Raw genomic sequence first — 13851 nt, forward strand, 5'->3', positions numbered from 1 at the left:
TCGCCGTTTTTAGCTTGCAAACGCAGTTACGCAGTTATGTTCAAAAGCGATTTCAAATCGATTCCATTAAATTGTCTTTATAACATACTTTATTAAAGACACTTATAACTTTTTTTATATCTGTCAATGGGACAGTAGTGATTTTAAATATTAAATTCTAAATCTTATAATGCGTCCGATAACTCTCTTGTTCATATAAAATCGATTATTTTTAAAAATTTTTAAGGATATTATTGGCTCGTCCGATAATTTTATTAAAGTACGAGCTAAGTGTTTACCGATTAATGACATATTATCATTTTGGTGAAATTTTTTTTGGTGGGATGTAAAATTAAAAAAAACTGGATATACATCAATGATGTTAAATAATGTCATCACAGTCGGCAAAGATTCACAACTACTGCAGTTGGCTGGTCAATTTGGCCGTGAGGTTTTTTCCGCAGAAGACATTAACGAAGCACTGGACATTGTAAAAAGGGCGAATCCTGAATTAATCATTTTTAGTAGCCAGTTTGACGTTGTCGATGTGAGAAAAATTATCGGCGTTCTGAATAAGAAATCGAATTCCTGTATTGTTTACGTTGGCAATGATGTGTCCGGCAATTCTTCGCAGGCGTTTCTTGACGCTGGCGCAAATTATTATTTGCAGGGCGAAAAGGAATATCACAAGCTCAACGAGATAGTGAACAAGATTAATGGCGCATCTGTCGGCGATGTGGATGTTTTTTTTGCTGATGAACTTGCCGCATCGGTTGCGATGGTCGGCAAAAGCAAAGCGGCGCTGCATTCGCTAAAGATGATTAAGCTTGTCGCCGCAAGTCAGTGCAATCCGGTTTTGATTATTGGTCAGACCGGCACAGGCAAAGAAGTTGCCGCTCGTGCAGTGCATAATCTTCGCTGTTCGGGTCAGCCGTTCGTCGCTGTTAACTGTGCCGCTATGACGGCCAATTTGCTCGAAAGCGAGCTGTTCGGCCACGTCAAAGGTTCGTTCACAAGTGCGGACCGTGAAAAGACAGGTCTGATTGAATTAGCTGCCGGCGGTTCGATATTTCTCGATGAAATCAGCGAAATGCCTCTCGATTTACAGGCTAAACTCCTGCGGGTTATTCAGGAGAAGACTTTCCGTAAAGTCGGCGGCACAGAAGAGATACAGTGCAAAGCCACGATAATGGCATCGAGCAATCGCAACCTTTCCCTTGAAGTGCAGGCCAAACGATTTAGGGCAGACCTTTACTATCGATTGGATGTTTGCCCCATTACCCTTGCGCCGCTGTGTTCACCAAGCCGCAGAGAAGATATTGGGCTTTTGGCCGAGTATTTCCTTAAAACTTCGCAGATTTGCCTCCAAAAGGCCGGAAAAATCAAATCTATTACCAAAATTGCTATTGAATCGTTACAACAACACGATTGGGCGGGAAATATTCGTCAGCTAAAGAACGTTATTGAAAGGGCGATTTTGCTCGAAAACACCGACAAAATCGGCCTTGACAGTATAGTGCTGGACACTTCAAGATTTGAGGAGTGTTCAGACACTCTGCAGGCCGAAACCATCAGGGATTTCTCATTGGACAAAGCTGAAAAGCAATTGATTGCAAGAGCTTTGCAGGAAACGCGTTGGCAAAAGACCAAAGCCGCAGATTTGCTTGGCATAAGCAGGGCAACTTTATACGCCAAGGTCCGGCAGCACAGTATTGAAGTTGTCGGTGATGACAATGATAATGTTTCCAATCAGTTGCCGGCAGAATGTATGAAATCCTAACAGCCGTTCAATTTTCAACTCTTTTTCTTTACCAAAATCTGATTTTTAGTCAAAAAAACCGCTTTTTCCCTTTAAAAAGTCTTAATTTCCGCTTTGGCACAATTCTTGCAAGAACGTTGGATATGTGTTCTGCCAATGCGCATTGAAGCAGGACACATTGGAACTTTTTAAAAGTTATACGTATGACAGAATTAAATCAAAAAACCGACATAGGAGAATTGGGCCAGCATTGGCACGAAAGGCTCAAAGAACTCCGTCTTGCCAGGACGAATAAGGCTCAAAGACAGCCGCGTCAGGCTCCACAGGCGGATAACAGTGTCCATATCCCAGCGGACGAAGAGCTTTTTGCCGGTACTGTACACGAGGAATTGACATCGAAGGACATTTTTGCCGGCGATGATTCGACGTATGAAGAACTTGAAGCTGCGGTTCATGTTATACCTGCTGTTTCAGCGTCTGTTAAGTCATCCGCAAAGGCTAAGTCATCACGGCCGGTACCCATATCACTTACATACAGTAGTTTTTCCCCACTGGAAATATCGCTTGCTGCCGGTGTTTTAATTATCGTGGCAGTGTTGATTTTTGAGTTTTTCAGTCCTTTCGCTATTCGCAGTCCCTGGCACAAAGCGCAGCAGTCTCAAGCAGTTCAACCAACTGCCGAGACAGTCGAACCGGTTGTCGAACAAGTCGAACCACAGGTCGAAGAAGTCATTGCAGTTGAGCCGTCCCAGCCCGCAACTTTGCAATCGGCACAGCAATTATACCTGAAAGAAGAATATCCACAGGCACTGGAAGTTTATACGAAATTATATGAAAATCCTTCTGTCAGCAAAGACGACCTGATGAAAGATTTTCTGCAGTTGCAAATGGCTTTATGTGCCGAGCGAATCGGCCAATACAATCAGGCCGCCATAGATTTCAGAAGGTTATTATACAGTCGTTCGCCGGTTGTTAGAGTTATGGCAGGTTATCATTGCGGTTTGCTTGAGATGCACAGAAATGATTATCTTAGTGCCAGAACAAAGGCGTATCAGGCGATTGCCTTGATTGACGCCGTCGATTTCGACAAGGACTGGGCTTATTCATTTAGAAGGAATTGTTATTTTCTTGCCGCCCAGGCGATGACAAAAGAGGTTGTGAGACTTTGTGATACTTACGGTCAGCAGCCCGCAGAGTTATGGCCTGCTTATAGTGCCGCCGATGAAATTTTCCTTAATCTTGACGAAAGCAAAATTTATGATTTGTTGAATTCCGGCACTAACAAGCTTTTGCCTGCCGCTCTCGGCCCGCAAGTTCAGAAATTCGATAATCAGGGCGGCTTTGACTTATATAATATTGTTTGCGACGGCGCTTCGATAGAAGAGCTGGTTGGCAAATTTTCATTTTCTACACAAATCAATTCGAAATGGGATTTGAATTTAGACGATTCGGGTATTCGCAGGCAGCTTGTTTATTTATATCTGCGTTCGGCACAGACTCGTCAGTTTGCGACCGTTGCCGCAGGTTGTGCCGGTTTGCTTGCTGATACGAGTGACAACGGATTGATTAACATTTATAATCCGTCATCGTATTCGCTGCTGTCGGAGCATCTGACAAGATTGAGCAGTCAGGCGGTTTCGCAATGGCGTGAGTTCGTTTTGATGTTCCCCGAAGACGAACGTCAGGCAAGTGTGCATTTTGCATTGGGTCTGCTGTACGTACCTGCGAATCTTTATACTGAATCGATATCAGAGTATAAACTGGTAGCAAATCGTTTCGCACGTTCACCGCTGGCTCCGTACGCTCTGGTCAATCTGGCAAATATCAGATGTAATTTGAAGGATTATCATGGCGCGTATGAGGATTTACGGCAGTTGACCGAGCAGTTCCCGGATTCTCAAGTTTCTGTTGATGCGTCTTTATACTATGCCGACACGGCGTTTAAAGCCGACTTGAAAGAAGAGTCTGCCAGGATTTACAAGAAGGTTTATAATTCGGCTCTGACTCCTGATGTTCAGGTTTCCGCCGCGTTTGGTGCCGGCAAAAGTTCGTATATGGTACAGGATTATGAAGATGCCGAAAAGTGGCTGACTAAATACCTCGCCGCTGTGCCGAACACGCCGAGCAGGGATTTGTATCAGGCTTATCTTTACCTGGCCAGAACTTATTTGGCTCTCGATAAAATAGATTTTGCCTGTGAGGCGATGAATTACGCTATGCAGGGTGCGTCGCAGTATTTACAGAAAGAAGAATACATCGATGTTATTCCCTCGCTGGTTGACGCCTATATGAAGAATGGCAGTTATGTGCAGGCGCTGAATCTGCTGGGCAGTATCGATATGACTTCGCTGACGCAGGACGAATCTGTTCAGGTATTAATATTGAAAAGCAAAATGCTTCGCGCTATGGGGCTTATCGACAGGGCGCTTACGATTTTCGGCGACAGGGTCGAATATACTTATGACAAGCAGTTGAGATCGCAGATTTATTTTGAGTTGAGTCAGTCTTACCGGCAGAAGGGCGATTTAAACACCGCCGGCAAACTGTTAAGCGAAGTCGTTGTGCTGGCAAAAGCAGGGCCGCTGCTATACGACGCCTCGATTAGTCTTGCGAATATTTGTCTTGAGCTTGGCAATGGTTCACAGGCCATATCTGTTTGCCGTCAGCTTCTGGAGTTGGAGCCTGAAGCGGGAGTAAAACAAAAGGCGCTTGAGATTTTAGCCGCCGCGTATAAACAAAATAAAAATTATGACAGCGCTGCTTTGGCGCTTTTGGGACAATGGAAATAAAAAATATAAAATTTGAAATTTCGGGTTGCATAGGCATTTTGACAATATGTCTGGCATTTTTTGTTTCGGTTTCTGCCGCCGAGGAGTTTGAGCCTTTAGACGTTTTGGACGCGAACTTCCAGACCGTTGTTGATATGAATATGGTTCCGCTTGATTTTCTTAGTATAGCGCAGGCAAATCTTCTTACGAAGATGGATGGTTCTTCGGATTTGCGGAGTCAGCTCAAACAAGTAATTGACCGGATTAATTCTGTTCAATTCAAATCTAAAGAGCAGGCCGATCGCGATGCGGCCGTATCGTCCGACATAGCCGTCGCTGAAAATGCCGCCAAACAGGACAAAGAGGCCAAAGACTTTCCAAAGACAATTATTCCCGATGCTTCAGTCTCGCAGGATAGTCAAAAAAACATGAACATCACAGAGCAGACTTCGCGAATGATTGAACAGAGTATTCAGCAGCCGCAGAGCGTGAAAAATCCGCTTGAACTTGCAGACATTTTATACAATTGCGGCCGGCTCAAAGACGCCGCGGTGTTTTATCAGCAGGCACTCGAAGATTCAAACGAAATTAACGACGTTATGTACAAAGACAAGGCATGGATTTTGTTCCAGGCCGGAAACTGTCTTCAGAAAATAGAACCTCAAACAGCCGTGAAGATGTATAAACGTCTGATAGCCGAGTATTCTGATTCTACCTGGGCACAGGCCGCCGGTGCAAAAAGCAATCTTATCGAATGGTACCTTCAGCAGAAGCCGGACGCACTGTTAAAGAAGGCTAAATGAGACTTATGAACAAGAACGTATTAGTTGTTGACAGCGACAAGGACTCAACGCGGGTTGTGCTGGAGATTTTAGCTCGCAGAGGAATTCGCGCAACCGTTGCCGGCTGTGGCAAAGCAGTTGCCGATTTTCTTGTCCGCGACAGTTACGATCTTGTGTTCAATGTTGTTCGTGTTAGTCATCCGCAGGATGATTTCCGTATCATTCGAGATATTAGAACGACCTGGCCGCAAATGCCGCTGATTACGATTTGTGATTCGCAAAATCAGCCGCAAAATAACCAGCAGTTGCTCGACATAGTTGCCGCCGTAACAAACGCAGGCTGCTGTGATTGTCTGATTAAGCCTTTGGATAAATCACGCATTGAAAATCTGCTCGACAGTGTACTGCCGAACAATAAAGTCGCCATCGCAGATTATGACGACAGGGACAATCTTTCGACGATAATCGGCAGGAGTGAAAAGCTGCTGAACATTGTTAATTTGTCCAGAAAAGTTGCGCCGACATCCGCACCGGTTTTGATTGGCGGAGAGAGCGGCACAGGCAAGGAACTGATTTCGTTTCTCATTCATCGTTTCAGCAAACGGGCTGCCGGGCCTTATATTAGGGTAAATTGTGCCGCGCTGAACGATTCGCTTCTTGAAAGCGAACTTTTCGGTCATGAAAAAGGCGCGTTTACCGGGGCTTATGCGCAGCGCAAAGGCAGATTTGAAATGGCGCACGGCGGAACTTTACTGCTCGATGAAATTACCGAAACGCCGATAAATTTTCAGGCCAAACTGCTTCGCGTTCTCGAACAGCAGGATTTTGAACGTGTCGGCGGAAACGACAGCGTTAAAGTTGATGTTCGCGTTATCAGCACTTCCAACAGGGATTTGCTTTCGGAAATTGCCAACGGCAGATTTCGGCAGGATCTTTATTATCGTCTTTGCGGCGTGAAATTAGTTATTCCGCCTCTGCGGGATCGTGCTGATGATTTGCCAGACCTGGTTTGGCACTTTGTAAATCTTCACGCTCCGCAGTCGCAGCGAAAAATAACGAGCCTTGATTCTTCGATGATGAATCTTTTCGCGAAATATCATTGGCCGGGGAATATTCGTCAGTTGCGAAATGTCGTGATGACTTCGCTGATTCTCGGCTCCGGCCCGAAATTATCGTTAGCAGATGTTTCGTGGCTCTTCGAAGAAATTCAGCCTCGACAGCAGGAAGTTGCGTCGCTGTCCGAATTGACAGGTATGCCTCTTGAGCAGGTTGAAAAGCAGGCGATTTTGGAAACGCTCGACAACACCGGCGGCAACCAGACAAAGGCCGCAAAAATTTTAGGCATTAGCGACAGAACATTAAGAAGCAAAATTCGCAGTTATAGTAAAAACGATGAGTTGCAATTGGTATCATAATTTTTTTTGATTAAGGGTATTAGTAATGGCAGAAGCTGACAAAAAACCGGCTCCTAATGCAGAACAGAAGGACGCTCCAAAAGCCGAGGCTCCTAAAACTGAAAATAAGGATGTAAAAGAAGCACAGCCCAAGACTGCGGCTAAAACAGGTATGCTTACTTATGTGATTATGGTGGTTGTCGTGCTTGTGCTTGCCGGCAGCGGTTTTTTCCTCGGCCGCATATTCGCAGGCGGTGCAGACCCGAATGCCGTACAGGAAGAAGTAAATAAACCTGAAGTAAAAAAAGAAGAAAAGAAAGAAGTAAAGAAGGAAGAGAAAAAAGGCGGTCATGGCGGCCATGGTGCAAAGGAAGAAGAAAAGCCCGCAGCCCCGGTACTCTCGCCGACCGATACGTGGTATTTCAGCGGACTGGAATCTGTAGTTGTCAATCCCGATGAGCCTGGCGCCACGCGATATGTCCGCGTAGGTCTGAATCTCGAATTCGGAGGTGATTTTGCTTCCGAAGAAGCTGAAGAGCTTATTAACGCAAAAAAACCGCTGCTGATTAACTGGCTCAATCTTTATTTTAAGAGTCTTACTCTAAACCAGATGCAGAACGACAGGGATATGAAGAGGATGCTGGTGCAGATTTGCGATGCGTTCAATGAAATTCTCTTTCCAGATGAAAAACCTAAAATCAAAAAAATTCTTATCAGGGAATTTAACATACAATGATTTCCGCCGCGGATAACAATCTGACAAAAGAAAAAATTCAGCAGCTTCTTGCTGCTGTCGGCAAAAGAGCGTCCGATCCTGCCGACCTGAATCCTGACGCCAAAGATCACAACTGGCGTGCGTCGAAATATTTCAGTAATGAGCAGGTAAAAAATGTTGAGGCGTTTGCCGCAAAGGCCGCGGGCAATATTGCCGCCAGTTTTCAGAAAATTTTCTTTTACAAATTCGATGTCGCGGTTACTTCCGTCAGTCAGCACACTGCCGGCGATTTTATGCAGCCAGGCGGTAGTGTAAAATATTATCTTTCTTTCGCCGCCAAAGACCAGCCTGCCGGCCTATTCGTTATGCCTTCGCAGACCGCCAATCTTTGGGCTTCGCAGCTTCTGGGTGAAAGCAAAGCAGAACCTGCCGCAGAAAAAGAATTGTCGCAGTTGGAATTGTCGCTGTTGTTTGATGTTGCGTCCTCATCGATTAAGGCCGTTTCAGATGCGTATGCTGATACTGAAATGACGGCTGTCGGCGAAGTTTCACCAAAAATTCCTCTTGAGGTGGATAACATTCGGGACGTATGCAAAGTTGGACTGAACATAAGAAAAGTCGATGCCGAGCAGCCGGTCGAGGCGTTTTTCCTGTTTTTATCAGACAAGCTGACCGCGATTGCCGGCCAGTCGAAAGCTGAAAATATTTCTCCGCAGAATGTCACAAAAGCGTTGATAACGCATCTTCATAATATTCCCGTGTCGATGACGATTCGTTTCGCCGGCGCGAAGGTAAATCTGCAGCAGTTGATGGCTCTTGAGCCTGACGACACGATTTTGCTGGATAAAAAACTCACAGAACCGGTCGAGGTGCTTTACGATAACAAAGTTATCTTCCGCGCAAGGCCGGCAAGAGCTGATGATAATTACGCGGTAGTAATTACGGAATTATATAATAATAAAAAATAGTTTGAACATTGTAAGGATAAAAAAATGGCAGAAGCAGCCGTAGCAGAGAATGTTGAGCAGCAAAACCAGACACCGCAGGACGATTCCAAAACACAGGTACAATCTGTTGACTTTCCGCAGGCGGTCGAAGGCAAAGTTGCAGGCCCGGGTTCGAGCATTGATATTTTGCTGGATATGGAAGTGCCGGTTTCTGTCGTTCTTGGAAAAGTCGAAGTTCCGATACAGAGATTTCTTCAGCTTGGCACAGGTTCGGTTTTGAAACTCAACAAATCGATAGAAGAGCCTGCCGAGTTGTATTTGAAGGATACGAAATTCGCAATCGGCAATATTGTTGTCGTCGATGACCAGTTCGCGATTAGAATAAAGGAAGTTATCGGCACTGTCGCCGCACCGCAGCCTGCCGTTAAGAAATAAGCTCTGGAGAATAAGTTTAAATGGCTAAGATGAATAAATCTGTTTCGACACCTCTTCCGCTGGAAGACGCTTCTTCGCATTCTCGGAGCAATATTATTCTGTCCCTTGGCATTGTTGCGATTCTTGCGACTTTGCTTGTGCGGATGCCCACGCCTTTGCTGGATATGCTGCTTGCGTGCAGTTTATCGCTTTCAGTTGCCATTTTAATTATCACGATGTTTTCAAGGGAAGCGCTCGACTTATCGACGTTCCCGTCATTACTGCTTTTTGTTACGCTGTTCAGACTTTCGTTGAGTGTCGCGTCCACCAGACTGATTTTGCTGCAGGGCGATGCCGGCAGAATTATTGAAACTTTCGGTCAGTTCGTCGCCGGCGGCAGTTTTGTTGTCGGTATGGTAATTTTCCTGATTATGTTCATCATTCAGTTTGTCGTGGTTACAAAAGGTGCCGAGCGTATCAGTGAAGTGTCCGCCAGATTTACGTTGGATGCTATGCCCGGCAAGCAGATGGCCATTGACGCCGATTTGAATGCCGGCGCGATTACCGAATCGCAGGCAAATGAGCGAAGGGCCAAGATTATAAAGGAGAGCGAATTTTACGGAGCGATGGACGGTGCCAGCAAATTCATCCGCGGCGATGCCATCGCGACGATTATCATTACGGTTATTAATATCATCGGCGGTATCGCGATTGGTTATTCGCGAGGTATGCAGGTCGGAGCCGCCGTGAAAGCATATTGCATCCTGTCGATTGGTGACGGTCTTGTCTGTCAGATTCCTTCGATGATTATTTCGATTAGTTCAGGCTTTCTGGTTACGAAAATTTCATCCAGTAAAAGTGTCGGCCAGGATTTATCAAAGCAGCTTTTCAGAACTTCGCAGCCTTTAACGATAGCGGCTTTTGTTATTGCCGCGATTGGTTTTGTGCCCGGTCTGCCTGCTCTGCCGTTTTTGATTTTGGCGGCAGGTTCGGGAATTATGGGGCGAGTTATTGCAAAAAGGGAAAAAGGCGAAGGCAAAAAAGCAGAAGAGCAGCCGCAAAAAAACAAATCCGCCAAACAGCAGCAGCCGATTGAGGAAATGCTCGATGTCGACAGAATTTCAGTACAGGTCGGCGTAAGACTTATCAGTCTTGTTGACCCGCGTAAAGACAGCGCGATATTTGACCGCATCGGTGCTCTTCGCAGAAAATTTGCGCAGCAGCTCGGCATTGTAATACCGCTTGTCCGTCTTCGCGACAATATCAACATAGACTCCAACGCGTATGAAATCAGGCTTTTGGATCATACTATTGCGTCAGGCCGGCTTGAGCCGAATATGTTTTTGGCGATGGATTCCGGCGCCGCGAAAATGAAGATTGATGGCATACCGACCACAGAACCCGTGTATGGTTTGCCCGCTATATGGATTAACGAGGCTACGAAAGAAAGGGCCGAGCTTAACGGCTATACAGTTATAGACCCTGAATCGGTCTTTATAACGCATTTATCTGAAACGCTCAAAAAGCATGCTGACGAGTTATTGACTCGTGAGGATGTTCAGCAGCTTGTTGACAGATTGCGAAAGACGCAGCCTTCACTTGTCGGCGATATCGTTGGTGAGCTTATGCCGATTGGAACTCTTCAGCGTGTGCTGAAAAATCTTTTAAGAAATGGAATTCCGATTCGCGAACTGCCGCTGATACTTGAAGCGCTCGGCGAATGTGCCGCCAAAACCAAAAATCCTGAAATTCTTACGGAAATCATTCGCAAGCATTTATCACGTACGATTACCGAGCAGCATAAAGACAGGAATGGCAAGATTCAGGCCATAACTCTTGACCCTGCACTTGAGCATCAGATGGCATCGAGTTTACGTCAGGAAAACGACGCTCTTACGCTTGGCCTGCCCAGTGAAACGACGATGGCGATAAATAGTTCTGTCGCCAATGCGTGGAAGACCGTTATGGACAAGGGCGTTGAGAAGGCAATTTTGCTTTGCGATTCGAGACTGCGTATGCCGTTGGCCGCGATGTTTGCGCGTTCGCTGCCGCAGTTGCCGGTTATCGCGTATAATGAAATCGCGATTGGTACCGATATAGAACCTTTACAGACAATAACGCTTCTGCAGACCATGAAAACGAATAATACAAAACAGGAACTTGTAGGAGCGTCAGCGTAATATGATTTTATTGAATCTTTACATGTTGTTATTGCCAGAAGTCTCATTGAGCGTAAGCGAATTGGGACGACGAAGCAATCTCAAGTGTTCACTTAGATATGACATCGTTGATTTGAAAGGATTGAATTTATGCTGTTAAATGACAGGCCGATTGCCATAGGTTTTTCTGTTCTTGGTTTTTTTGGTATTGCGATTGTTGGATGGTTTAGCGGCCTTTCACAGTTGACTTGTTGTAAAAGAGCCATTGTTGCTGCTTTTTTTGTGTACGTTGCCGTATCAATTGCTATGAAGGTGGTAAATATTATTTTGACAGAGGCATTGATAGACAGCCAGATGAAACAGCAGCCTAAGGAACAGGTTAAATGACAGTAGAAACTGAAAATATCTGTACAGATCTGCCCGTTGAAGAAACGAACGAGCACCTGAAAAAGCGTGCGCGGCGGGCATACAATGGCCATAAGAAGGATGCCATTGGCAGTGATTTGATAGTTCAGTTTCTGCCGATGGTTCACAAGATTGTCCAGCGGGTAGTTACCTACATTAAGCCGCCGTTGTCGTATGACGACCTTGTCTCAGCCGGAGCCGTCGGCCTGATTAAGGCTGCGCGAGATTACGATTCTTCATTGCAGGCTGAATTTAAAACGTATGCGTATATCAGGATTAGAGGCGCGGTTCTTGACGAGTTGCGGAATTTTTCACTGCTTTCGCCGAACGCTGAAAAGCAGATAAAGGAAACCGCGCAAATGACCCTTGAGATGACCAACCAGACCGGCAAAGCGCCCTCGGATGAAGAGCTTGCCGATAAATTGAATATTACCGTGGATAAACTTTACCAGACTTACGAGAATGCACGTACCAGGAATTTTGTTTCGATAGATTCCGTTTCGGATAATTTTGCTTCGCTGGGTTCTTCTTTGATTGCTTCCGGCGAGATGTCGCCTTCTGATCAGCTTGAGCAGAGTGAGCTTGTCGAAAAATTAACCGAAGCTATCCAGCAGCTTAGTGAAAGACAACGACAGATTATCATACTTTACTACAACAAGGATTTGACAATGAAGCAGATAGCGGAGGTTTTTAATATTACAGAACCGCGTGTCAGCCAACTGCACGCAAGCGCTTTATTTAATTTGTCAATTAAGATGAGGAAATTGAGAGATGGTTGATGATAGTTTAATTAAGCCGATTGATGGTCAGAATGTTATGAGTATTAAATCTGCCAAAGACAAAGACATCAATGACAAGCGAAAACGCCAAAACAACGGCCAAACGCAGCAGCACACAGAACCGAAGATTTCTGACGATTTGGATGATTCGGAAGTTGAAAAAAGCAATCATAACAAAGGTGAGCATTGGATTGATTATTGTGCCTGATTCTGATTTGAAAAAAACAGGCGTGTTTGCTGTGTAGGGGTAGACCCAGTATCTGCCCGGCTAACGATGATTTATACAGGATTAAAGATGGAAAATTCCGCTCGAATTATAAAGGGCAATAACGTAAAATTGGAAGGTACTTTTAGTCTTGACAGTGGGATGTCCAGGCCGGGCGCAGCGCACGGCGGGACGGCACTGCCGGCCGCGGTACAGGCCAGAATTTTGGAAAATAATCCTCAATACGCAGTGATTGAGGTTATATGCAGTTGCGGCACGAAAACGCAAATCAGATGTGAATACGAATCCGCAAAAGGATAGAACAATGGAGAATATAAAAATGAAAAACGGCAAAATCATAAAAGTCTTAATTATATCTTTTGCGATGTTTCTATTTGCAGGCTGCCAGCGTAGTGAGCGGATTGCAGAAGAAGCAAAACTTAAAGCTGCCGAGCGAAACGAATCGGTATCAAAAAGATTCCAGCCTGCCTCGTCTTCTGAAGGCGGCACAACGATTGACTCGGCATTAAGGCTTGCGCAGGAGCACGCCAAACTGTCCGAAAAGTACTCCGCCTCACAGCAGCAGAATCTCGAATTAACAGAGCAGAACGGCAGGCTCAAAGAACGGCTTGCAATTCTGGAACCGGAACTAAAACAGACAAAGAAGGAATTGGAAGAGGCGAATAAACTTGTTGTTGATATGAGGATTGAGCTGAACAACTGGAAGGCAGACACGATTGGTTTTCGTGATGAAATGCGAGAGGCCGACAAAGTGCAGTTGGAAACCCTGCTAAAAATACTCGAAACACTTGGCGGCGAAGTCAACTCTCCTCCTGTGTCTTCGCAGGGTCTAAATGCCGATGCTGAAAACAATATGCAGGGTGGTTCAAATGAAAAAGAGTAAATTTCTTGTTTTATTAGTGCCGTTTTTTTTAGCCGGCTGTATCGGTTCAAAAAAGTACAATCCCGATACCGCGTATTATTTTTTGTCTCCGAATAAGGATTTGAGGGACCTCGGCAGGATTGTGCTGCTGGAGTTGGCTAATGAATCGGCGTATCCGAAAGTCTCTTCAGATGTTACTGATGCGCTTTACGGCGCGATGCAGAAGATACAGGTTTTTGGAATTACATCGATTCGGCACAGCGACCAGCGATGGCAGAATTTACAGTTGGGAAGATTTGATGATTACACGCTTGAGCAGTTGTCGGCGATGCACAAATCTTTGAAGGCTGACGCTGTGTTAAGAGGTACGGTTACAAGATATGAGCCGTTTCCGCATTTGGTTATAGGGCTTCGTCTGGAGCTTATTGATTTATCAGACGGTCAGTTGTTATGGGCACTGGAACAGATTTGGGACGCCGCCGATAAGAGTACGCAGAGCAGAGTTAGGGATTATTATAAAACTTCGCTTTTGCCCGGAACGGATTCGCTTGAAGTTGGATTGGGCACGGTAAGTTCGTTAAGATTTATCGAATTTGTAACTTACGAAGTTTCAAAAACAGTTAAGCCTAACAGGTAATAATACGATTTTAAAATTTCTTGTG

General features: G+C 45.2%; 14 protein-coding genes. All 14 read left to right on the forward strand.

All coding sequences use genetic code 11. The annotated features are described in order from the left end of the window. The first annotated feature begins 355 nt into the window (after nucleotides 1-355). Nucleotides 356-1759 carry a sigma-54 dependent transcriptional regulator gene (locus tag LLF92_07245; GenBank protein MCE5340907.1) on the forward strand — a complete coding sequence of 468 codons (1404 nt, stop codon included), beginning with the start codon at nucleotides 356-358 and terminating at the stop codon, nucleotides 1757-1759. Between the two features lie 182 nt (nucleotides 1760-1941). Next, on the forward strand, nucleotides 1942-4527 hold the full coding sequence (locus LLF92_07250; GenBank protein ID MCE5340908.1) for a tetratricopeptide repeat protein: 2586 nt from the start codon (nucleotides 1942-1944) through the stop codon (nucleotides 4525-4527). Beyond that, nucleotides 4518-5309, forward strand: a complete 792-nt coding sequence (locus LLF92_07255) for a tetratricopeptide repeat protein (protein MCE5340909.1) — start codon at nucleotides 4518-4520, stop codon at nucleotides 5307-5309. The genes LLF92_07250 and LLF92_07255 overlap by 10 nt, the downstream gene beginning before the upstream one ends. 5 nt (nucleotides 5310-5314) lie before the next feature. Continuing rightward, nucleotides 5315-6703 carry a sigma-54 dependent transcriptional regulator gene (locus LLF92_07260; protein MCE5340910.1) on the forward strand — a complete coding sequence of 463 codons (1389 nt, stop codon included), beginning with the start codon at nucleotides 5315-5317 and terminating at the stop codon, nucleotides 6701-6703. Between the two features lie 25 nt (nucleotides 6704-6728). Continuing rightward, complete coding sequence (locus LLF92_07265) at nucleotides 6729-7418, forward strand: flagellar basal body-associated FliL family protein (protein ID MCE5340911.1); 690 nt, start codon at nucleotides 6729-6731, stop codon at nucleotides 7416-7418. After that, on the forward strand, nucleotides 7415-8365 hold the full coding sequence (locus LLF92_07270) for a FliM/FliN family flagellar motor C-terminal domain-containing protein (GenBank protein ID MCE5340912.1): 951 nt from the start codon (nucleotides 7415-7417) through the stop codon (nucleotides 8363-8365). The genes LLF92_07265 and LLF92_07270 overlap by 4 nt, the downstream gene beginning before the upstream one ends. Before the next feature lie 24 nt (nucleotides 8366-8389). Then, nucleotides 8390-8779: a FliM/FliN family flagellar motor switch protein gene (locus tag LLF92_07275; protein ID MCE5340913.1), complete on the forward strand. Its 390-nt coding sequence runs from the start codon at nucleotides 8390-8392 to the stop codon at nucleotides 8777-8779. Nucleotides 8780-8799: 20 nt separating this feature from the next. After that, complete coding sequence (gene flhA, locus LLF92_07280) at nucleotides 8800-10938, forward strand: flagellar biosynthesis protein FlhA (protein ID MCE5340914.1); 2139 nt, start codon at nucleotides 8800-8802, stop codon at nucleotides 10936-10938. A 129-nt stretch (nucleotides 10939-11067) separates the two neighbouring features. Next, the gene (locus LLF92_07285; protein ID MCE5340915.1) at nucleotides 11068-11304 is read left to right on the forward strand and encodes a hypothetical protein; all 237 of its coding nucleotides are present in this window, start codon (nucleotides 11068-11070) and stop codon (nucleotides 11302-11304) included. After that, on the forward strand, nucleotides 11301-12101 hold the full coding sequence (locus tag LLF92_07290) for a FliA/WhiG family RNA polymerase sigma factor (GenBank protein ID MCE5340916.1): 801 nt from the start codon (nucleotides 11301-11303) through the stop codon (nucleotides 12099-12101). The genes LLF92_07285 and LLF92_07290 overlap by 4 nt, the downstream gene beginning before the upstream one ends. Further along, the gene (locus tag LLF92_07295) at nucleotides 12094-12309 is read left to right on the forward strand and encodes a hypothetical protein (GenBank protein MCE5340917.1); all 216 of its coding nucleotides are present in this window, start codon (nucleotides 12094-12096) and stop codon (nucleotides 12307-12309) included. Before LLF92_07290 ends, LLF92_07295 begins: the two co-directional genes overlap by 8 nt. Before the next feature lie 87 nt (nucleotides 12310-12396). Next, nucleotides 12397-12627 (forward strand): hypothetical protein, encoded by a 231-nt coding sequence (locus tag LLF92_07300; protein MCE5340918.1) that lies wholly within the window; start codon nucleotides 12397-12399, stop codon nucleotides 12625-12627. Nucleotides 12628-12631: 4 nt separating this feature from the next. Further along, on the forward strand, nucleotides 12632-13210 hold the full coding sequence (locus LLF92_07305) for a hypothetical protein (protein ID MCE5340919.1): 579 nt from the start codon (nucleotides 12632-12634) through the stop codon (nucleotides 13208-13210). Further along, nucleotides 13197-13826, forward strand: coding sequence for a hypothetical protein (locus LLF92_07310; protein ID MCE5340920.1), 630 nt, complete (start codon nucleotides 13197-13199; stop codon nucleotides 13824-13826). Before LLF92_07305 ends, LLF92_07310 begins: the two co-directional genes overlap by 14 nt. The last annotated feature ends 25 nt before the right edge of the window (nucleotides 13827-13851 follow it).

It is taken from the genome of Planctomycetaceae bacterium (genome assembly GCA_021371795.1).
Classification (GTDB): Bacteria; Planctomycetota; Phycisphaerae; order Sedimentisphaerales; family UBA12454; genus UBA12454.